Annotated in this window: 22 protein-coding genes and 1 riboswitch; of the genes, 4 read left to right on the forward strand and 18 right to left on the reverse strand. The window is 27.3% G+C overall.

All coding sequences use genetic code 11. From position 1 onward, the window contains the following. Positions 1-29: 29 nt before the first annotated feature. Complete coding sequence (locus H8923_RS08995; protein ID WP_153971638.1) at positions 30-266, reverse strand: hypothetical protein; 237 nt, start codon at positions 264-266, stop codon at positions 30-32. Between the two features lie 122 nt (positions 267-388). On the opposite strand from H8923_RS08995, the gene H8923_RS09000 reads away from it, so the two are divergent. Together H8923_RS09000 and H8923_RS09005 are read left to right on the forward strand one after the other, a co-directional pair. Next, positions 389-868: a permease gene (locus H8923_RS09000; protein WP_153971637.1), complete on the forward strand. Its 480-nt coding sequence runs from the start codon at positions 389-391 to the stop codon at positions 866-868. Next, positions 865-1,398 (forward strand): permease, encoded by a 534-nt coding sequence (locus H8923_RS09005; RefSeq protein ID WP_330596656.1) that lies wholly within the window; start codon positions 865-867, stop codon positions 1,396-1,398. Before H8923_RS09000 ends, H8923_RS09005 begins: the two co-directional genes overlap by 4 nt. 207 nt (positions 1,399-1,605) lie before the next feature. Here H8923_RS09005 and H8923_RS09010 read toward each other — a convergent pair whose 3' ends face one another. The 5 genes from H8923_RS09010 to H8923_RS09025 form a co-directional block, all read right to left on the reverse strand. Then, positions 1,606-2,877, reverse strand: coding sequence for a sensor histidine kinase (locus H8923_RS09010; protein WP_153971636.1), 1,272 nt, complete (start codon positions 2,875-2,877; stop codon positions 1,606-1,608). Further along, a complete protein-coding gene (locus H8923_RS09015; RefSeq protein WP_153971635.1) occupies positions 2,858-3,532 on the reverse strand; it encodes a response regulator transcription factor in 675 nt (224 codons plus the stop codon). Before H8923_RS09015 ends, H8923_RS09010 begins: the two co-directional genes overlap by 20 nt. A gap of 141 nt (positions 3,533-3,673) precedes the next feature. Next, the gene (locus tag H8923_RS09020; RefSeq protein ID WP_153971634.1) at positions 3,674-6,163 is read right to left on the reverse strand and encodes a heavy metal translocating P-type ATPase; all 2,490 of its coding nucleotides are present in this window, start codon (positions 6,161-6,163) and stop codon (positions 3,674-3,676) included. A gap of 239 nt (positions 6,164-6,402) precedes the next feature. Further along, positions 6,403-6,537 carry a hypothetical protein gene (locus H8923_RS17505; protein WP_263457706.1) on the reverse strand — a complete coding sequence of 45 codons (135 nt, stop codon included), beginning with the start codon at positions 6,535-6,537 and terminating at the stop codon, positions 6,403-6,405. A gap of 109 nt (positions 6,538-6,646) precedes the next feature. After that, entirely contained in the window at positions 6,647-9,574 is a 2,928-nt protein-coding gene (locus tag H8923_RS09025) for an insulinase family protein (RefSeq protein WP_153971633.1), read from the reverse strand. 216 nt (positions 9,575-9,790) lie between these two features. Between H8923_RS09025 and H8923_RS09030 the strand changes: the two genes are divergently transcribed. Beyond that, positions 9,791-10,297: an ECF transporter S component gene (locus H8923_RS09030; RefSeq protein WP_153971632.1), complete on the forward strand. Its 507-nt coding sequence runs from the start codon at positions 9,791-9,793 to the stop codon at positions 10,295-10,297. Between the two features lie 68 nt (positions 10,298-10,365). On the opposite strand, the gene H8923_RS09035 is transcribed toward H8923_RS09030, so the two are convergent. From H8923_RS09035 to H8923_RS09085, 11 genes are all read right to left on the reverse strand, one after another. After that, positions 10,366-10,911 (reverse strand): hypothetical protein, encoded by a 546-nt coding sequence (locus tag H8923_RS09035; protein WP_153971631.1) that lies wholly within the window; start codon positions 10,909-10,911, stop codon positions 10,366-10,368. 106 nt (positions 10,912-11,017) lie between these two features. Continuing rightward, positions 11,018-11,413, reverse strand: a complete 396-nt coding sequence (locus H8923_RS09040; RefSeq protein WP_153971630.1) for an HsmA family protein — start codon at positions 11,411-11,413, stop codon at positions 11,018-11,020. Continuing rightward, the gene (locus H8923_RS09045; RefSeq protein WP_153971629.1) at positions 11,406-11,846 is read right to left on the reverse strand and encodes a MarR family winged helix-turn-helix transcriptional regulator; all 441 of its coding nucleotides are present in this window, start codon (positions 11,844-11,846) and stop codon (positions 11,406-11,408) included. Before H8923_RS09045 ends, H8923_RS09040 begins: the two co-directional genes overlap by 8 nt. A gap of 12 nt (positions 11,847-11,858) precedes the next feature. Further along, positions 11,859-12,323: a hypothetical protein gene (locus tag H8923_RS09050; RefSeq protein ID WP_153971628.1), complete on the reverse strand. Its 465-nt coding sequence runs from the start codon at positions 12,321-12,323 to the stop codon at positions 11,859-11,861. A gap of 138 nt (positions 12,324-12,461) precedes the next feature. Beyond that, positions 12,462-13,106 carry a pentapeptide repeat-containing protein gene (locus tag H8923_RS09055; RefSeq protein WP_153971627.1) on the reverse strand — a complete coding sequence of 215 codons (645 nt, stop codon included), beginning with the start codon at positions 13,104-13,106 and terminating at the stop codon, positions 12,462-12,464. Positions 13,107-13,258: 152 nt separating this feature from the next. After that, positions 13,259-14,488 (reverse strand): cation:proton antiporter, encoded by a 1,230-nt coding sequence (locus H8923_RS09060; RefSeq protein ID WP_153971626.1) that lies wholly within the window; start codon positions 14,486-14,488, stop codon positions 13,259-13,261. 45 nt (positions 14,489-14,533) lie between these two features. Further along, positions 14,534-14,592: riboswitch (Fluoride riboswitch) on the reverse strand. A gap of 40 nt (positions 14,593-14,632) precedes the next feature. After that, positions 14,633-15,565, reverse strand: coding sequence for an alpha/beta hydrolase (locus H8923_RS09065; RefSeq protein WP_243239220.1), 933 nt, complete (start codon positions 15,563-15,565; stop codon positions 14,633-14,635). A 332-nt stretch (positions 15,566-15,897) separates the two neighbouring features. Next, entirely contained in the window at positions 15,898-16,386 is a 489-nt protein-coding gene (locus H8923_RS09070) for a dihydrofolate reductase (RefSeq protein WP_153971624.1), read from the reverse strand. Between the two features lie 36 nt (positions 16,387-16,422). After that, complete coding sequence (locus H8923_RS09075; RefSeq protein WP_153971623.1) at positions 16,423-17,253, reverse strand: thymidylate synthase; 831 nt, start codon at positions 17,251-17,253, stop codon at positions 16,423-16,425. Positions 17,254-17,500: 247 nt separating this feature from the next. Beyond that, complete coding sequence (locus tag H8923_RS09080; protein ID WP_153971622.1) at positions 17,501-18,172, reverse strand: HAD family hydrolase; 672 nt, start codon at positions 18,170-18,172, stop codon at positions 17,501-17,503. Between the two features lie 46 nt (positions 18,173-18,218). Further along, positions 18,219-20,315, reverse strand: coding sequence for a DEAD/DEAH box helicase (locus H8923_RS09085; protein ID WP_153971621.1), 2,097 nt, complete (start codon positions 20,313-20,315; stop codon positions 18,219-18,221). Between the two features lie 171 nt (positions 20,316-20,486). On the opposite strand from H8923_RS09085, the gene H8923_RS09090 reads away from it, so the two are divergent. Next, the gene (locus tag H8923_RS09090) at positions 20,487-21,782 is read left to right on the forward strand and encodes an NCS2 family permease (protein ID WP_153971620.1); all 1,296 of its coding nucleotides are present in this window, start codon (positions 20,487-20,489) and stop codon (positions 21,780-21,782) included. A 181-nt stretch (positions 21,783-21,963) separates the two neighbouring features. On the opposite strand, the gene H8923_RS09095 is transcribed toward H8923_RS09090, so the two are convergent. After that, a complete protein-coding gene (locus tag H8923_RS09095) occupies positions 21,964-22,395 on the reverse strand; it encodes an MOSC domain-containing protein (protein ID WP_153971619.1) in 432 nt (143 codons plus the stop codon). Positions 22,396-22,401 lie beyond the last annotated feature (6 nt).

The following is a 22,401-nucleotide window of genomic DNA, read 5'->3' on the forward strand; positions in this document are numbered from 1 at the left end:
AGGCCTATCTATAAGATAGGCCTATTTATTTAATGTTTCATGTTATTTTTAGATTCTTTTTCCATTTGTTTTTTTAATTCTCTTGAAAATTTCTTTTCTTCATACTTTTCCATCATTTCATCTTTTTTCATTTCCATAGATGCCATAGCACCCATAACATCATCTTTTAAATCTTCCGCTGTATGCTTCATTACATGACCTACTTTTTGTGCGCCTTCTTTCATATCATTTTTCATATTCTTCATTTCTCTTTGCATTTTATCCATACAAAAGCCTCCTCTAGTATTGTTTTTATTATTTTTTCCAAAAAGTATAAAATTATTTGCTTCACTAATGTATTTAAATTTTCATACATTAAAGTATTAGATTAATTAGGAGGTTCTTTTTTATGACATCTTATATTCTTTATAGTCTTGCAATAGTCTTATTTGTAATTTCATTTATAAAAGACAAATCAAAAACAAAAGTTGCTCTAAAAAAAGCCTTTAAGTCATTTGAAAATATAATGCCTCAATTTTTGGCTATTATTATTATAGTAGGAATAGTTTTATCAATTCTAGATACAGATACAATTTCAAAACTTATAGGCTCTGAGTCAGGATTTTTAGGAGTATTTTTGTCTTCTACAGTAGGCTCTATTGTCCTTATGCCTACCTTTGTAGCCTTTTCTACAGCAGATAGCCTGCTTAAAAGTGGTGCTGGATACGCTCAAGTTGCAGCATTAGTATCAACTCTTACCCTAGTTGGTGTTATGACATTTACGCTTGAGTCTCAGTATATTGGTAAAAAAGCCGCTTTTTATAGAAATTTCATAGCCTTTTTATTTTCATTTATAGTTGCTTTCTTCATGGGGGTGATTTTAGGGTGACTAAATTGAAATTTATATTAAATAGATATAAATTTTTCTTATTACTTTCTATTATTTTAATAATTATATTAATTTTTAATAATAACTTAGGTATTAATGTCTTTAATAATGCAAAAAGTAGTTTTTTACAAATGTTAGCTGTACTTCCTCCTATCATGCTTTTATTAGGGCTTATAGATGAATGGGTTTCTAGAGAATCAATGATGAAGTATATGGGTGAAGATTCAAGCATTCTAGGTATAATTTTATCAATTGCTTTAGCTGCATTTGCCGCTGGACCTATGTATGCTGCCTTTCCTTTTACTGCAGTTCTAATAAATAAAGGAGTTAAGTTTTCTAATATAATAATTTTCATGAATTCTTGGTGTGTAATTAAAATTTCAACTTTGTTATTTGAAATTAGCTCACTAGGATATAAATTTACCTTATATAGATTGTTGATAGATTTTGTAGGTGTTATTGCCATGGGGTATTTAATAGACTATATAGTTAATAAAATGCCAAAAAAGAAAAAATCCTGTAAGTTTTAACATACAGGATTTTTTCACTATGACTATATCCTAACGGAGGATGTGAGGGAGTATTATAGCCATAGTTGGGTATTATGGTTTTAAGTTAGTCTTCTTATTTATAATAATATAACACTTATATGAATTTAATGTGTAATTATTATGAATACTACTTGAATTTAATACTTTATAGAGTTTTGTAAATGTTATTGTAATTTAATAATTTATTTAGAATTTTATAGTAAATACAACCGAGTTTATTTTATTTCTTATGCTATATTCGAATCCGTGGCTCTTTAAAATTGTGCTTACTATATATAACCCAAGCCCACTTCCTCCAGTCTTTCTAGAGCGTGATTTCTCTATCCTAAAGAATGGATTAAATACCTCTTCTAGATATTTTTTTTCTATTGTTATACCTGAGTTTTCAACTTCTAAATAAGTTTTTATACCTCTTCCATTTTTCCTTTTATAAAGTCTTATTATTACAGTTTCTCCTTCCGGAGAGTACTTTATTGCATTATTAATAATATTATTAATTGCCCTTGTTATTTTTTCTTCATCAGCAATTATAGCTATATTTGAATCTATATTTAAAACTGTTTTTAGATTTTTGTCTTCAATTAGAAATATTTGTCTTTTAACAAGGTTATCTATAAGGTTACTTAAGTTTATATTTGTTAAATATAAATCTTGTTTTAATGTCTCACTCTTAGAAACCTCTATCATCTCATTGACTAGTTCTTTTAATTCTTGAGTACTTTCATATGATTTTCTAAGATATGTATCTCTATCCTTGTATTTTCCTATATTGTAAATCATACCTTCTATCTGACCGCTTATTATAGTTATTGGTGTTTTTAATTCATGAGATATTGTCGCTATGAAATCTCTTCTCTTTTGTTCTTGTTCTCTTTCACTTTCGATTATTTTGATTAATGGCCTTGTAACAGTTGATGAATATATAAATGCTCCAATCATACCTACAAAAACTGCCACTAATAATATATACGGCATAATCTTTCTAATAACCTGACTAGCTTCATCTATAGGTTGAAGTGGCATCATTATATCAAGTCTATATGGAGTATTTTTATCATTAGTAGATACATGCGTTGACATAGTATACTCCTTAGCTATTTTACCTAATTTCAAAATATTTTTTGACTGATATTTATCAAATTTAAATAAAAAAATCTCATTCTTTCCATATACAACTCTTCCACTTGTATCACTTAATAAAATTGCTAAATTTTGTTTTTTTGCTATATCATAAAGATTATTTTCCAAATCTTTAGTATCATGGTAAGCAGCTTCTTGTATTAATGAACTTACCTCTTCATGTAAAGATTCTATTTTATATTTATGATAGTATGATGGCAGTAAATAATATAATATTAGATATATTATTAAAGCTAAGGCTATAAGTAATCCGCTTGTTATACAAAATAACTTATACTTTATACTTATATTCTCCCATTTATTCAATATCTTTTTCAAGCGTATAACCAATCCCTTTAACAGTTTTTATATATGGCAATTCTATTTTTTTCCTTATGTTTTTAATATGCGCATCTACTATTCTAGTGTCTCCATAATAATCATAGCCCCATATACTATCCAAAAGGCTTTCTCTTGTTATAACTTGAGGATATTTCTCAATCAAACTTTTTAAAATATTGAATTCCTTTAGCGTTAGTTCAACTATATTTCCATCTACATTTACAGTATATGTATTTAAATCTAATCTTAATTTCCCAAAGCTTAAATAATCATTACTTTCTGATGTAGTATTGCTTCTTCTTAGTACCGCTTCAACTCTTTTTATTAGTAAGTTAAAAGAAAAAGGCTTTGTTATATAATCATCACATTCTAATTCAAATCCTTTAACTTCATCATTTTCTTGGTTTAGTGCTGTTAAAAATATTATAGGTACACTGGATGTCTTTCTTATCATTTTACATGCAGAGTATCCATCTAAATTAGGCATCATTATATCTAAAATTATTAAATCATAGTCATTTTTCTTAAAAAGCTGTATGCCCTCTAGACCATCACTTGCATAATCTACAGTATAATCTTCAGCTCTTAAAAACTCAACTATAAGTTCTTGAATATTTGCATCATCTTCAACAACTAATATGGATTTACTCATTCTAGCACCTCCTAGTATAATTATATACATATATTCTACACTATCTATATGAATTTTACATGAAATTTTATTTGAATAAATTACAGTAATAAAAAACACGTTATGGTAAAATTCTTCTCATAACGTGTTTAATGAATTATATTAGTTTAACTTAAAATTCTTAAGTCTAAGTGCATTTGTCACTACTGATACAGAGCTTAAGCTCATTGCTGCGGCTGCTATCATTGGATTTAAAAGAGGCCCTCCAAATATATATAAAAGTCCAGCAGCTACTGGTATTCCTATTGTATTATATCCAAATGCCCAAAATAAATTTTGTTTAATATTTTTAATTGTCGCATTACTTAATTTTATCGCATTAGGTACATCCATTAGGTCACTTCTCATTAAAACTATATCTGCAGATTCCATAGCTACATCTGTACCACTTCCTATAGCAATTCCTATATCTGCCTTAGCCAACGCTGGAGCATCATTAATTCCATCTCCAACCATTGCAACAAAGTTACCTTTTTTCTGCAGTTTTTCTACTTCTTGAGATTTATCTTCTGGTAATACTTCTGCAAGAACTATATCTATTCCAACTTGTGATGCTATTGCATTAGCAGTTTTCTTGTTATCACCAGTAACCATTGCTACCTTTATACCCATTTGATGTAATATTTCTATAGCCCTTTTGCTACTTTCTTTTACAACATCTGCTACTGCTATAATTCCACCTATATTATTATCTATTGCAATATACATAGGTGTTTTGCCTTCTCTTGCTAATTCATCAGATTTATCTTCTAAGTTTAGTAAACTTATATTTCTTTCATTCATAAGTTTTCTATTACCTAATAATATATTTTTATTATTAATTATAACTTCTATACCATAACCTGGAATAGCTTTAAAATTTTCTAAATTTTTAAAGTCAATTTCTTTTTCTATACCACATCTGACTATAGCTTCACCTAGAGGATGTTCAGATTTTTTTTCTGCGCTAGCTGCTATTTCTAATAAATATCTTTCTTCGATACCTTCACTTGTTATTATATCTGTAACTTTAGGCTTACCTTCTGTTATTGTTCCAGTCTTATCAAATATTATTGTGTTTATTTTATGTGATAATTCTAATGCTTCTCCACTTTTTATAAGTATTCCATTTTCAGCACCTTTACCTGTTCCTACCATTATAGCTGTAGGTGTTGCAAGGCCAAGTGCACAAGGACAAGCAATAACTAAAATTGATATAAATATAGTAAGTACGAAAACAATATCCTTTCCTCCAAATATCCACCATAATAAAGCTGAAACTACTGCTATAGTCATTACAATAGGAACAAAATATCCTGATACAGTATCTGCAAGCTTTGCAATAGGCGCTTTTGTTCCTTGAGCATCTTCTACTAACTTAACAATTTGGGCAAGTGCTGTATTACTGCCTACTTTTTCTGCTTTAAACTTAATACTACCATTTTTATTTATACTTGCTCCAGTAACCTTTGATCCTACAGTTTTTTCTACAGGGATACTTTCTCCTGTAAGCATAGATTCATCAACAGATGTATTTCCTTCTATTACTATACCATCTACAGGTATCTTTTCTCCTGGCTTAACTAAAATAATATCTCCCACCATAACTTCATCTATTGGGGTTTCAACTTCACTTCCATTAATTATTAAAATTGCTGTTTTGGGTTGAAGTCCCATAAGCTTTTTAATTGCCTCTGAAGTTTTTCCTTTTGATCTTGATTCAAAGTATTTTCCTAGTAATATAAGTGCAATTATTATACCTGCACTTTCATAGTATAATTGGTGATGATGCATACCTGTGATACTACCATTAGCTATTTGAATAGTTGTGTATACACTATATAAAAATGCTGCACTTGTACCTATAGCTACTAAAGTATCCATATTGGGACTTTTAGAAAATAAAGATTTGAATCCATGTACATAAAATTTATATCCTGCTCCCATTACAGGTATTACTAATAGTAATTGTATAAGTGCATAGTTTATTGTATTTGTCATTGGATTTAATATTTCAGGTAATGCCCATGGCCCAAAAGGTTTTGGTATCATTGGCCCCATTGCTATATAGAATAAAGGTATTGCAAATACAGTTGCTATGATAAATTTCGTAAATAAAGTTTTCATTTCTTTCTCTTTTTTTAACTTATCTTCATCAACATTTATCTTTTTTTGCTCTTCTATAGGTTTATATCCTGATTTTTCAATTGCAGCTTTTATCTGAGATAATTTTACTTTAGCTGGATTATATATTATATTGGCTTTATCAGTTGCTATATTGACGCTAATAGATTCCACTCCCTCAAGTTTCTTGCCTACTCTTTCGACAGCTTTTGCACAAGCTGCACAAGTCATTCCTTCTATTTTAAGTTCAATGACTTTATTGTCTTCTTCAACTTCAACCCCATATCCAGCTTTTTCAATTGCACTTTTTATGTCATCAAATTTAACCTTTGAATTATCATAAGATATATTTAGTTTTTCTGTGGCTATATTTACATTTTGTTCTTCTACTCCATCTAACTTTTTTACTACTCTCTCTACTGCCTTTGCACAAGCTGCACAGGTCATTCCGGTTATCTTGTATGTTTCATTTATTTTATTAGAATCCATATGTTTCTCCTTTCATATCTTTATGATCTTTATACCCTATAAGGGTATATTAAAACACTTTATTCCAAAAATCAATTAAATCATGGCTTTAATTTAAATTTTATCCATTCAATATTTTTCTACTCATATATTTTACCTCGAAGATTATTTCACTAAGGTATCTACCTTCTTAAAAAGTATGAAAAAAACTAGCTCAAAAGATAATTCCTTATCATTTAAGCTAGTTTCATTTTAGAACTTTATAATTTAGATATTAATTTGTCTATTAATTTTTTTTTCACATCTTGAATTAAATCTTTATTTGAATTAGTTTTTGTATTATTACCTTTTTTATTTGAGCCCTTAGTTGAAGTTGACTTTTTCTTTCTTCCCATATTCAAACCTCCATAATAATATATTTATTACTATATAATTATGAAATTCAACTCCAAAAGTAGACAATTATTTTAAAAATAAAAAAAATATATACTAATTAATTTACAATTATTTTAATACATTTATTAGATTGTTAAATATATCTTTATTTTCTTTAATATCTTTTTCATTTCCAACTACAGTTAAGTAATCTTGACTCATAATCTTTCTTACTATTTCTGAATATCCTTTAATATCTTCTACCTTTGTATTTAATACCTCAGCTCTTTCTTTTTCTCTATCTTCCTTAGTTATATTTCTTATATACATAGAAACGGCTTTTATACCTTTATAATAAGGCATAAGCGGACTCTCTAAATTACTTATAGTTCCTATTATATATTTAGTCATTTCTCTATCTGATATATCAAATTTTTCTAGGTAACTAGAAGCCCCATCATAAGCGTTAAGTGTATTTAATAAATTTGGATCTCTATATGATACAAATATAAGACTACCTTCTCTACTTATATTACTCATTGCACCATAAGCCCCACCTTTTACTCTTACGTTATTCCATAAATAATCATATCCTAGTATTGTTTTTAATACTAACATACTACCACTATAATCATAACCTAATTCTCTATAGTTATAACCTTTAGCTACATATTGAACATTTGCAGGAGTCATTAATCCTTCATTTTTTTGTTCTTTAGTAAATTTATACTCATAATTATCTAATTTGTTATTACATAATACATTTGTTACTTTATTTATATTTTCTTTTAATAATTCTAACTCTTTTTCTTCACCAGTAATAGCTATCGTTAAATTATTCTTATTAAATACTATTTTTTGAATTTCATATAACTTTGATTTTATATTTTCAAATTCTGAGTCATAATTTTTTTCTATATTTTTTAAGAACTCATAATAATCATATCCAGATATTTTTTGTAAGTAAGAAGCAACTGGTGAGAAATAAGAACTAAGTCTACTATTTGCAACTTGATGTCCAGATTGCATTAAGTTCATTTCAATTCTTGAAATTAACTCTCTTATTATCTCTCTTATTCTCTTACTGTCTTCAAATAATGAGTTCTCTATTATTTCTGAAAGTAAATCCAGTGATTTTCCAACCTTATCGTTCATAACCTTTATATGAGATTCTATAAATGGATAAAATTTAGTTATATCCTTGTCATTTGAATAAACTTGATTCTTAAAGAATAAATCTCCAGTATTTATAAGTATTTCATTAGATAATTCTTTGTAGTCATAATTTTTTGTATCTACTTTTCCTAACAAGTTTCCTATTAAGCTAAAATATGGTATATCTTCTTCCTTTATACATCTTCCATAAAACATAAAGTTTAAGTAAGAAATATTACTTGTGAACACATTATAATGAAGTAATTCTATATCATCATACTTAACTTCTTCAATTTTTAAATTTTCTACATCTTTTCCTATATCATCTATGGATAACATTGGTATTGTCTCTAATACTTCTTGTGAATCAGGAGTACTTTGACGTAATACTAGATTTTTAGTTTCATCTACAATTTTATCTAATTCTTTATCACTTAAACTTTCTTTATAAGATTTAAGTTTTTCTTTTAATTCTAATTCATCTTTTTCAGCTAGACCTTTCTCCGGCTTTAAAATAAGTAGTGAAGAATGTGTGTTGTTTAAAATATACTTTTCTATAAGCTTTTCAAAATAATTGCTTGTAAGAGCCTTTTTAACATTTTCTATAGCTTTTTCATATCTTATATGCATAAGTGGATCTCCACCATATAACCAGCTATCCATAGCATTCATATAATAAATAAGACCCTTTGGATAACTTCCTGTATCCCCTTCTCTTAGCTTAAACTCAAATGTATTTATACAACCTTCTATTAACTTCTTATCTATTCCATTCTTTACAAGATCATTTAAAGTATCAAATACTATTGTCTTAAATTCTTCTTTTTTATCTACTTCACTGTTTTTTACTATTATACTAAATACTGGTTGAAGTATACCATTATCAAAACTACCGAATACATCTTTTCCTACTTGTGCATCTATTAATGCCTTTTTAAGTGGAGCTCCTTCTGTTTCTAACAATAAATACTCAAGAATATTTAAATCCGTATATACTTCGTCCTCAGTAGATCTTCCGGTTACAAAGTTTAAAGCTAAGAAAGTTTTTTCACTTTCTTCATCTTCATTTGAAATAGAATATGAATAACTTATCTCTTTCATTTCACTATAAGGCTCTTGCACTTTAATATCTGCATCTACTTCAATTTTATCAAAATTAGATAAGTAGTTATCATTTATAAACGCAAGTTCTTTATCTAAGTCTCCATCTCCATATAAGAATATATAACTATTTGATGGATGATAGTATTTTTTATGAGTTCCTATAAATTGTTCATATGTTAAATTAGGTATATCATGAGGATCTCCACCGGATTCATTATAATAAGTATTATCTGGGAATAGAGTCTGTTGTATTCTTCTTAAAAGTATTCCCTCTGGAGAAGAAAATGCCCCCTTCATCTCATTATATACTACACCCTTATATGTCAAATCTTCATTCTTATCTTCAAGATCATAATGCCAACCTTCTTGCATAAGTATTTCTTTAGTATTATATATATTGGGATAAAATACTGCATCTAAGTATACATCCATTAAATTAAAAAAGTCTTTCTCATTTTGACTTGCTACTGGATATATAGTTTTATCTGGATATGTCATAGCATTTAAAAATGTATTTAAAGATCCCTTTACCAATTCAACAAAAGGCTCTTTAGTAGGGAACTTTCTTGAACCACATAAAACACTATGTTCTAATATGTGCATTACACCTGTACTATCACTTGGTGGTGTTTTAAATCCTATGGAAAATACTTTATTATCATCGTCATTTTCCATATGTAAAAGTCTTGCTCCTGTTTTTTCATGTTCAAAAATTCTAGCATTAGAATTAACTTCTTTTATATATTCTTCATCTTTTAAAATAAAACCATTATATATTTTGCCTATTTTATATTCCATTTTTACCTCCTACTTTTGTTTGTATATATATTTTCCTATATTTATATTATAGTTATACCCTATTTTTTGGTAAACCTTTAATTATTTATTTATATTTTTAAAAATAAGTTTCTACTTACTAAATTAATAAATTGTATCAGTACAATATATATTGTTTTATATAATATTATTACATATAATTAAATTATTAATTCGCTTATAATAAGGAGGGGTTTTATGAATAATCAAACTAAAAAGGTTGTTTTAAATGGACTTATGATTGCTTTAGTTTGTATTGCTACAATGGCTATACAAATTCCAATTCCTGGTACAAATGGATATGTTAATATAGGTGATTCAGTTATATTTATATCCTCTATTTTATTTGGTCCAATATCAGGTATGTTAGCTGGGGGAATAGGTTCTGCTCTTGCGGACTTACTTAGTGGATATACTCATTGGGCGCTATTTACGTTAGTAATAAAAGGATGTGAGGGTTATATTGTTGGTTTAATTCTAACAAAAAGTAATACAATTTTAAAAAACACATCAGGTGTTCTAATAGGCATGGTATTTATGGTGTTTGGTTACTTTATTGCTGGTTCAATTTTAGAAGGAAGTTTTATTGTCGCAGCTAGGTCTATACCCTCTAATATAATTCAGGGGACTGTAAGTATCGTTTTAGCAATACCTTTGTCACATTCTTTAAGTAACGTCAAGTATGTAAAATCATTAAAGATATAAAAATGTTTTAATAAAAAAGCTAGGTAAAATTCCAAATCTACAGGAATCTTACCTAGCTTTTATTTAATCTAAAATTTTGATTTAATAATTGTATTTACTATTGTATTTAAATTATCCTTAACTCTAAATTTTGTATATACAGGAACAATAAAATTAATTTTTCTTCTTAATTCGCTTCCATTTTCTTGTATACTCTTACTTAAACTTATATATTTATTTATAAAATCCTTATCTTCATTTGTAAAATCATTTACATCCTTTATTAAAAGATCTCCAAGATTTTCTGATATATTTATCATAGATCCATCTATTGTACTGAGATGCTTTCTTAAAAGGTTTGTATTTAAAGAATAATTTCTACAGTTTAATAAAAAGCCTCTCAGGTTATCCCAATCTTCTTTTACTTTATAAATTACTTTATTTTTAAAATCATTGTCTTTTTTTCCATCTGCTATATCGCTTAAATTACTGTTGTAATCTCCTACATTCATCAAACATTGAGATTCATAAGTAAATACATCTTTTAAATTTTTAGAAAAAGATATGTTAAAAGCAACAGATATTAGAAGTAATATTATTAGCATGTACATAATACTATTTTTGGACCTACTCATATTGTTCTCTCCTTTAAATGTTAGTATTATTATATTATGCTTTTTTTTGAATTCTATAATTTAAATCTGCAGTGGTAAACATAGTAAAAATACTCTATCTATTAAATTATTTACCCATGCCTATCATCATCCCAATAATATATGGAACTAACCATATAATCCAAACAATTATACTAAACTTATGGAATGTCTCTTTTTTCTTTTCATCATTTTTATATAATACCCATGTTGCCCATACTGCATGAAATAGCATCAATATAATTGCTAAAAATCCTGTTAATCCATGCAAAGTTTGTGTTGCTACATTCATAACCTCTACACCAGATTTAGCAATTTTGCCCATTGTAAGAGTTCCTGTTGTATCACATAATAAACCTAACCAAAATATGACAACATGATTTTTATTTAGACTTTTAGCTCGTCTTTCGCCAAATACACCAATTGTATAAAATACTAATGCTAATGTTATTGTTACTATTGCAAATATTAAAGTACTATCCATTTTTTTTCTCTCCTTTTAACTTATTTCTTAATTTAATTAAATTTTCTTTAGTTTCTTTTACTTCTTCATCAGTGAAATTCTCAAATATCTTATCAAAACTTTTATTTATTTCCTGTTTGAAATTTTTAGCGTATTCTATTCCTTTATTAGAAAACTCTATATAAGTATTTCGTTTATCACTTTCAACCTTGATTTTCTTAACATAGTCAGCAGCTTCTAACCTACTAACTATACCAGACATAGTCCCCTTTGCCAGTGACATCTCTTTGCATAATTCTGATATAGTAATTCTACCTTTGTGTGCTATTAATTTTATAACCATTGTTTGTTGGTGAGTAAGATTACTTCCCTTTAAATTATCATTAACTATTTCTATTGTACTTGCATATATTTCTTTAATAAGCATAGCAACTTCAAATGAGTCGTACTTCATAAAATTTCCCCTTTATTGATTAATATATTTTAATTTAGTATTTTCATAATTCATCCAATTTATTAAGAAAAATACACCCGATGTAAATAAGGCAGCTCCTAATCCTAGGTAAAAGCTTCCTAAGTATATTGGATTAAATATGCCTAAGTTTCTTATACCTATACCAAAGAACATCATAAATCCCATGATAAAATAACTTTTTTTATCAAAGAAAGCAAATAAACATCTCATTTCTAATTCATGATTTACAATTCTTTTAGTATGTTTTTTTAGCATTTTTCTAAAAATGAAATTAAAGAATAAATAAAATATTACTAATGCAATTCCTAAAACTAAAATTATATTTCCCTTATTATTGCTCACATCATCCTTTCCTAAAGTAAACACTCTAAATCCTGCAAATAACCAAACAAGTCCTGCTATTAGTAATAAAGTCTGCTTACTTACTTTTAATATATCTTTACTTATATTGCTCATAATTTTGTCCTCCTAATTATATATTATAGTTTGCATGCGTACTATTTAGTTCCTATGCAAACTATTTTAGTTCTATTTATTACTTTTGTCAACAAAAAAATAAGTTATCTCAAGATTATTCAAGAGATAACTTATTCTTTACTTTATTAAAATTCCCATTAATTTTGTTAAATCTAAAGCCTGACCTGCTGAGAAAATCCCACCATATACGTCTTTTAGTCTTAATTCTATTCCATCTATATCACAATTTGTAAAGTCCACCTTATCTAAAGATGTTCCTGTAAACACTGATTTTACTAAGTTTGTTGAATCTAGTAAAAGCATTCCATTTTCCACTTCTTGAAAGACAGAAGAGTTAAAATCTGAATTAATAAAACTTACACCTTTAAATTTAGAAAATGCAAAATTTGAATATCTTCCTGCACAATCTTCAAATAAAACACTTTTTAAAATACAATCATTAAAAATACTTCCTATTAGTTTACAATTTTTAAATTCAACTCTATAAATGCCACTATCTGAAAAATCTATATTTGATAAATCACAGTTTTCAAAAATTACATCAACCATGTCAATTTTTCTAAAATCACAATTCTCAAAAACTACATTTCTAAATATACATCCATTAAGCTTAATACTTATATTATTGATTTCTTGTATTTTTGTATTCTCTACTAATGTGTCTTCTACTGTTTCATAATCTAGTATCTTCTCTATTATATCTGTAGACTCTATTAATTTACTAGAAATCTTAGGTTTTTCTATCTTCATTTTTTTACTCATTATTATCATCCATTTCTATAGTTTTTAATTAAAGATTATTTATATTTTATAAAAATAGTTCAAAACTACTTCATATAAAATACATTATATCATTAATACTTATATTTATTATACTATAGAAATTTATTTTTATTGTACAGGGTTTCTCTCAACTAAGTATTATAAGATAGCCTCTCTTCAGATGTATATTCTTTAGTTGATAAAAGCTTATCACTAGTTAACTTTATTCCTATAGCTCCTATTGGTGCTGTAATTAGAACACTTAATATAGCAATTGCCTGCATTATTTCACCACCTACAACCCCCATTTGTAAAGGTATTGCAGCTTTTGCAGATTGAACTGTTGCTTTTGGAAGATATGCAACAACACAAAATAATCGTTCTTTTGTATTTAAATTAGTACCTACTAAAGCTAATAATACACCTATTGATCTAATAAATAAAGAGCATGTAAGTATTACTATACCAATAAATAAGTATTCGCCTACTAATACAGGATTAATTGCCATCCCTACAAAAGTAAATAAATATAACTTCCCTATCTTCCATATTGAGTTCATATTATCTAAAATCATCTTAGAACTATTTATAGTATAATTCCTTATTAAAAATCCATAAACCATAACAGTTAGTAAAGAATTAAAAATTTCTAAATGTAAATACTTCTCAATAAATCTCATTCCTAAACATATAAGAAAAGCTATTGATACCTTTATATATTTATTTTCTGCATTTTCAATACATCTCTTAGTAATTTTAAATATTATAGCTCCAACGATTATACTAAGGATAATTGTAAATGGTATACTTATAATCTGACTTGTTATAGATATACTTTCACCATTATTACTTTGCATATAGATACCTAAAAAAGTTGTAAACATTGTTATTGCTATAGTATCATCTGCACTTGCACCCACCAGTAACATTTGCGGTATAGCTTTATCCTGTCCAATCTTCCTATTGATTAAAGATACCATAGATGGAATAAGTACAGCTGGACTAACTGCAGCAATTATAAAACCTAAAATAGCACCTTGTATAAATGTGAAATCTAAAAATATCATTGCCAAAAATGCTACTGTAAATCCTTCTAAAGTAGCAGGTATAATACTTAATAAAATTGCTGGCCTTCCTATATCTTTTATTTGAGAAACACTAATCCCAAGCCCTCCTATAAATAATACTGTTACTAAAGCTATATCCTTTAATGTTGAAGATATATCCAAAGTAACTTGAGGTACTAGATTAAAAAATGAAGGTCCTATTAACATTCCCATTATCATCATACCAATAAGCCCTGGTAATTTAATTTTCTCTGCTAAAGCTCCACTGTAGTTTGCTATAATACCAATAAGTAATAAACTAAATAATAAAACCATATACACTCCTCCTAATTTACAAAAAAATAGACTCCTACCCTCATATAGAGAGTAGGAGTCATTAGCTTTCGCATTTAATGGCGAACTCCATCGCCTATTAACTTTATAGTAAAAATAATAACACATTTATTTAACTTTGTAAATTTAATCTACATATTTATTTATAAATGTTTCTATTGTTGACCAATAAAGTTCTGGATTAACAGTAGATGACTTAGCATGTCCTGCACCTTTAACAACTAATTTTTCCTTTTCTGATTTAGTGCTATCGTATAGTTCATCCATCATATAATACGGTACAAAATCATCTTCATCTCCGTGTATAAATAGTATAGGAGTTTTAGATTTTGATACTTGTTCTATCGCCGAAGCTTCTCCTAGCCAATACCCAGCACGAATTTTAGTTACTATACTAGATACATTCATAAAAGGAAATGCATCTAAATTAAATAACTCTTTTAATTGGTAAGAAAATTCATCCCAAACTGAAGTATATCCACAGTCAGCTACTATTGATTTTACATTATATGGTAGCTCCTCTCCAGATGTCATCATAACAGTCGCCGCTCCCATAGAAACTCCGTGTAATACTATCTCTGCATCTGGATCTTCATTCTTTATAAAATCTATCCATGATATTATATCTTTTCTATCGTCCCATCCCATTCCTATATAGTCTCCTTCACTCTTACCATGAGCTCTTAGGTCTGGAATTAATACATTATAACCCATATTATAATATTCTTTTGCTACATTACTCATATTTATACCTTCACTAGTATATCCATGAACTGCAATGACCCATTTATTACTATTAGCCTTATTGTTTACTTTGTAAGCATGTAATTTTAATTTATCAAATGATGTAATATACTCATCTTTATAATTAGACTCTTCTAATAGCCACTTTTCAGCTGCTTTATTTATCTCTTCACTTGTTTCATCTTCATCTTCTTCTTTAAATATCATGCTTTTTGAAGTATTCGGGTCAAGGGCTAAATTATAAAGATAATTTCCAATGTATCCAAAAATTCCAATTCCTAAAATAATAATTACAGCCACAATATATTTTAGCATTTTTTTAATCTTCTTCTTAGTCATAAAATTTTATATTTCCTTTCAAACATTCCCCATACTCCTCATAAAAAATTATTAATATCTAACAAGTATATTTCCATAACCATATGTAGATATTTTTTCTAAACCATTCACTTTATATCTTAATATTTTAACTACGAAACCTTTGAATGTCAAAGCTTTTTTTTTGATTTTAATTAAAAAAATTCAAATAAAGAACTTATATTAATACTATATATACTGCAATAAATATCTTCATAAAAAAAGCTTGCCTAAAATAGGAAACTCCTATATTTCAGCAAGCTATAATTTCTAAGTATAAAATATAACCTTTATTTAGAAAGAATCATATAATTAGCTTTTAAACCCTCTTGCTCAAAAGTAGTAACATATCTTTCTTTTGGCAACAATTCTTTAAGTTTTTCTATTGATATAAATGTGTCAGCATCTTTTACTATATCCTCTACAAAAGTTACATGGGCTTCATCAACTAATTTACTTTCCATAACTTGATTGTAAATTGAAGCTCCTCCCATAATATATATATCTTTTTCTGTTTCTTTTAAATAGTTTTCTAATTTATCAAGACTATTTAATACTTTTGCTCCATTTAATTCTTTTTTACTAGTTGTTAGCACTATATTTTCTCTATTTGGAAGAGGCTTAATAGGTAATGATTCCCATGTATTTCTTCCCATAACTACCACATTTCCTGATGTTAAATTTTTAAAATTTTTCAAATCATCTTTTATGTGATATAAAAGTTCATTATCTCTTCCTATTGCACCTTTTTTATCTACTGCAACTATAATCTTTATCATGTCGACCTCTCTTGATGATTTATTTTATAATTAATATTATATAGCTAATTCAAACTTTAACTGTGGTTTTACACTCTCATATCCAACTAATTCGAAGTCATCTATTGTAAATGAATAGAAGTCCGTTTTCTCTGGATTTAATATAAGTTTTGGTTCACAGTCAATAGATTCTCTTTCTATCATTAATTTTGCATTATCTTCATGTCTATCATATAAATGAAGATTTATTATATAATGAGTAAACTTACCTGGCTTTAATCCACAATGTCTTGCTACCATCATTAGCAATGCAACATATTGCATACCATTAATGTGACCAGCTACTATGAAGTCTGAACTTCTTTGAGTTAACGACATATCTAAGTAGTCACCTCTAACAGTCCATATTGTTTCATATGCACAAGGCTTTAATCCATCAGTTTCTTTAAAATCTTCTTCTTGCCATAAATTCATTATGTGCCTTCTACCATAAGGGTTCTTTTTTATTTCATCTAAAAGATTGTTCATTAAGTTATGTTTTTTTACTGTTGCTCCATATCTTTGTCCAATTGTTCCTGGTCTATCTTTACTTTCCCATTCATCCCACCAGTGTATGTTATATTTATTTTTTAATATATCTAAACTACTAGTTTGGTCTTGGTATATCCAAAGTATTTCTTTAATAGCGTTTTTTATAGCAATAGGTCTAAGAGTTATTATAGGTAATTCACCTTTACTAATATCATAAGTATGTACTTGATGTGTTATAAATGTACTATGAGCAGGTGCATTATCTGATGGATAATATGGTCTAGGACCTTCATCTTTAGTACCTTCTTCAAGTATTTTTATCATTGTTTCTTTAAATATTTTATCTGCTTTGTTCATAGAACAGCGCCTCCCATCCAGTATAATATTAATTATTATATATTATTTTACTGTATTTTCTTACAATATATTTCATTATTCTATTATATAATAAATTCATTTTTTTATCATATGTTTTATTATATAAATATATAATTTTTAGTTTTTGTTATAGTTATTAGTCTCAATAAAAAAATCAAGTATATAACTTGATCTTTTTTATTGAGACTGACTTAACTTTATAAAATAAATAATATTAGCTTTTCATTTAACCTAAAGAGCAAGCTTTAGTTTCTAAATATTTCTTAACTTCTAATAAATTATTACATATAAGTGATGCTTGCTTTTTCATTTTCTCATCAGGCATTTTCATATCAGGAACATTAATAACCTTCATTCCACCTTTATACCCTGCTTCCACTCCAGCTGGTGAGTCTTCGATAACTATACATTCTTTAGGTTGTAAACCTAACCTTTCAGCTGCTTTTATAAATATCTCTGGATCTGGTTTAGAGTGATCTATTTCATCTCCACATACAATCCCATCAAACTTTCCTTTAATTCCCACACTTTCCAACCTTTGAATAGCTCTTTCTCTATGAGTAGAAGTAGCTACAGCTATTTTATAGTTACATTCTCTTAGAAATTCTAATAATTCAAATACCCCTATCTTAAGTGGTGTTCCCTCTTCTAATAAATAGTTAATCATACTTTCAGATTTATAATTACAAATTTCCTCTAACGGAAAATCTGTTCCAAATGTTTCCCTAAGTATGTTTCTAATACTTTGGTCATTTCTTCCGATTATAGATAAATGAATATCCATAGAATACTTATATCCATATTTTTCAAATGACTTAACCCAGAATTCAAATGATATTCTTTCAGTATCAACTAAAACTCCATCCATATCAAATATTACTCCCTGTATTTTTCCCATACTTCCCTACATTATAAATATTCATCTATTTAAGATATTATCAGAGTTATATAAATAAATCTATCAAATTATCCTCTGTTAAACTTTTAAGAACACTACTATCCTCTAAATTTTTATCTATTATACTATCTATTAAATCTTTTTTACTTTCTTGCATACCGATAACTTTTTCTTCTACTGTATCTTTAGCTATAAGCTTTAGCACATCTACTACATTTTTTTGCCCAATCCTATGAGCTCTATCGCTTGCTTGATTTTCCATAGATGGATTCCACCATGGATCAAAATGTATTACCATAGATGCACTCGTTAAATTAAGTCCAGTTCCTCCCGCTTTTAATGAGATTAAGAATATCTTTGTGTCTTCTGATTCATTAAATTCATTAACTAAACTTAATCTATTTTTTGCATCTGTTTTTCCATCTAAATAACTATATGGTATATTATTTTCTTTCAATCTATCTCCAATTAAACCTAATACCTTTGTAAATTGTGGAAATATAAGTATTTTTCTTTCCTTATTATCGTTGATAATATCTAATAAAATATCTATCTTGGAGTTCTTTCCAAAATAATTTTTAACCATAATATCTGGTGCTAAGGCTAGCTGTCTTAATTTTGTTAAGTAAGAAAAAATAGTTATTTTATCTTGGTTAGCTTCCTTTAGTTTATTCCTTATTAATTTAACAAAACCTAAATATGCTCTTTTATGTTCCTTTTCTAACTCAATATAATATTTATGTTCTATTTTATCAGGCAATTCTCTTATAACTTCTTTTTTAGTTCTTCTTAAAATAAATGGCTTTATCATTTTTTTAAGTTCTTCAATATTTTTATCGTTGTTAACAAATATATTTTTAAATCTTTCTTTATTGTATAAATATCCAGGCATAATAAAATCAAATATAGACCAAAGTTCTAATAAATTATTTTCTATAGGAGTACCTGTTAGTGCAAACTTAGTTTTTGCATTGATATCCTTAATCACTTTAGCAATTGTAGAATCTGGATTTTTTATATTCTGAGCTTCATCTATAATACAGTAATCAAATCTAATATTTTCATATTTCTCTAAATCATTTCTATAAGTCGAGTAAGTAGTTAAAATCACATCATAATCACTATAGTTCTTTAATATATTTTCCCTTTCAATTTTATTACCATGACATAATGCAACCTTTAAGCTTGGGGCAAATTTATTAAACTCACTCTTCCAGTTATGAATTAATGCTGTAGGAGCAATAACTATACTTTTCTTGTTTTCTTCTGACAATAGAAACGCTATAGATTGTAATATTTTACCTAATCCCATTTCATCTGCTAATATACCACCAAACTCATAATCTGCTAATGATTTGAAATAATTAAAACCTTCTATTTGATAATCTCTCAATTTTGCATTTAAATTTTCTGGGATTTCATAAGTTGCCTTTGATACTTTTTTATATTTTTTAGTAATATTACTAACATATTTTCTACCATCTATAAAATCTAAATTTTCTTTTTCTATAAAACTTTCAAGGTATAAAGATTTATTATTAGGTATTTTCATATTATCAAAATCAATATATACCCCTAAACTATCAATTAATTTAAATGCAGTTATTAAATCTTCATTTTTTAAATCTAAATATCCACCTGAAGATAATCTATGAAGTTTTTTCTTTTCTTTATAAGAATTAAATATTCTTCTATACTCATTCTTATCTATACCTTCTATATCTAACTCCAATCCTAAATATCCACCTCTAGATTGAGATATATTTAAAGTTAAACTAGGATCAATTATATTTTCATAATATTCATTCTCAATAGACTCTTCTTTATCTAAATCATCTATGCCCTTAAGTACAGTTGCAACTATATGAGAACATATTTTCGGTTGATTATCCTTAGCTATAAAATCCTTACAATCACAGCTACAATTTAATATATCTCTACTTTCACTATTTATCATTATTAAGCTTGTATAATTTTGCCTCGTATACTCATCAATAACAGTTCCATAAAAAGTAAATACATTATTTTCTTCTTTTGCATAGCTATCTTTAACTAAATTTCTTTTATATGCTGTGAATCCACTATTATATCTAACTCTATCCGTATAAAACTCTAACATACTTTTTATTTTATCAATCTTCATATTTATCACCTATCTTTCATTCTTATAATTATACAAAAACAAATTATTATTTACTATATAAGATTTTGAAAAGAATAAAATTTTATAGACAATTAAAAATTTTAATGTTAATATGTATTAGCATATTTATATGTGGGAGGGCGAGGGATACAAAATAAAAAGGAAAGAGGAATGAATCAACAAACAGTAACACTTCAAACAAACAATTTTAAAACGGAGGTATTAGCAGGTATAACCACATTTATATCAAGTGCTTATATTATAATGACTAATGCACTCATACTATCAGATGCTGGTATCAGCCCAGATGCAGCTATGATAGCCACAATTTTTACTTGCGCAATATCAACATTTTTAATGGGATTTGTTGCAAACTCACCATTTATAATAGTACCTGGAATGGGTATTAATTCACTATTTACTTATACAATTGTAAACTCAATGGGACTTAGCTGGCAATCTGCATTAGGTGCAGTATTTGTTAGTGGTATAATATTTACCATTATTGCAAGTACAAAAATAACTCCTATACTTATGAAGTCAATTCCAAATAATTTAAAACATGCTATAACTGTAGGAGTAGGATTTTTAATTTTATTTATTGGACTTCAAAAAAGTGGTCTCGTTGTAAGCAATGAAAATACCTTAGTAGGTTTAGGTAACTTAGCTAATAAGGAAACTATTTTAACATTAATAACTTTACTTATTATTTTAGTTTTAGACTTGAGAAAAGTTAATGGCGGAATACTTATTAGTATTCTTATTGGAACATTATTATCTATGGCCATGAAAATAACTTCTATTAGTGATTTAGATTTTACAGCTTTCAATATAGGTGATTTTAAAAATGTTTTCTTAAGTTTATCTTTTGAAAATATATTTACAATACCATTCTTTATGGCAGTATTATCTATAACTGTAGTAATAGTATTTGAAAATATGGGCATTTTATATGGAATGTTAGGCGCATTAAATAAAGAAAATGACTTCCAAAGAAACTTTACTTTAGCTGGTGTTTCTAACATGATAGCAGGTTTATTTGGTACTAGTCCAACTATAATTGCCGCTGAAAACTTCTCTGGTATAAGTGCTGGAGGAAAAGGAAGAATAGCAGCTTTAACTTCTGGAATATTATTTTTAATGTCATTATTTTTAATACCAGTACTAAAACTTATACCGAATAGTGTTATAAGTGCTGTTCTTATATTTATAGGCATATTAATGATTCAAACTTTCTTTGATTTAGAAAAAGGAGATATAATAGATACTATATCTATAGCTATTATAATTACTGTAATACCACTTACTTATAATATAGTAAATGGTATAGCTGCAGGATTTATAATTTATACTATTTTAAAGATAGCTTCTAATCAAGGTAAGAAAGTTTCACCTGCAATGTATGTTTTAACATTCTTATTTATGTTAAACTTTATATTAAGTACATCGATGGGATTATCTCATTAATATAGATAAAGAGCTTGATAGAGCTATTCTAAAATCACGGCTCGGTGTGAATATAAATTTGCTTACATGCAGCTGAAAAAATGCTGCAAATGTTAGCAAATTTATATTTCACACCGAGCCGGGGTATTTGAGAATTGGCCCTTATCTAGCTCTTTTTGTTTTCTTAATTTCGAATATGTACTTATAAAACCTCAATTATATCGTTTGATTGTATTGTTCCTTCTTTTAGTACTTTTACGAAGATTCCTTCTCTTGGCATTACACAGTCGCCTGTTGTTTGCTTTATCGCACATCCATTATGACACTTTTTTCCGATCTGAGTTACTTCTACTTCACATTCACCTATTTTTAGTTTTGTTCCTACAGGTAAAGTATGAACTTCTATCCCTTCTGTAGTTATATTTTCTGCAAAGTCTCCAAATTTTAAGTGATCAAAACCTTTATCTTTCATCTTTTGAATACTTTCTTCAGCTAACATACTTATTTGACGATGCCAATTTCCTGCATGAGCATCACCAACTATACCATGATTAATTTTTAACTCTGCTTTACTTATTGGTTCTTTTATGACACCCTTTTTAGTACTTATATTTATTGATACTATCTTTGCCATTTACTC

Source organism: Romboutsia faecis (assembly GCF_014323405.1).
Classification (GTDB): Bacteria; Bacillota; Clostridia; order Peptostreptococcales; family Peptostreptococcaceae; genus Romboutsia_E; species Romboutsia_E faecis.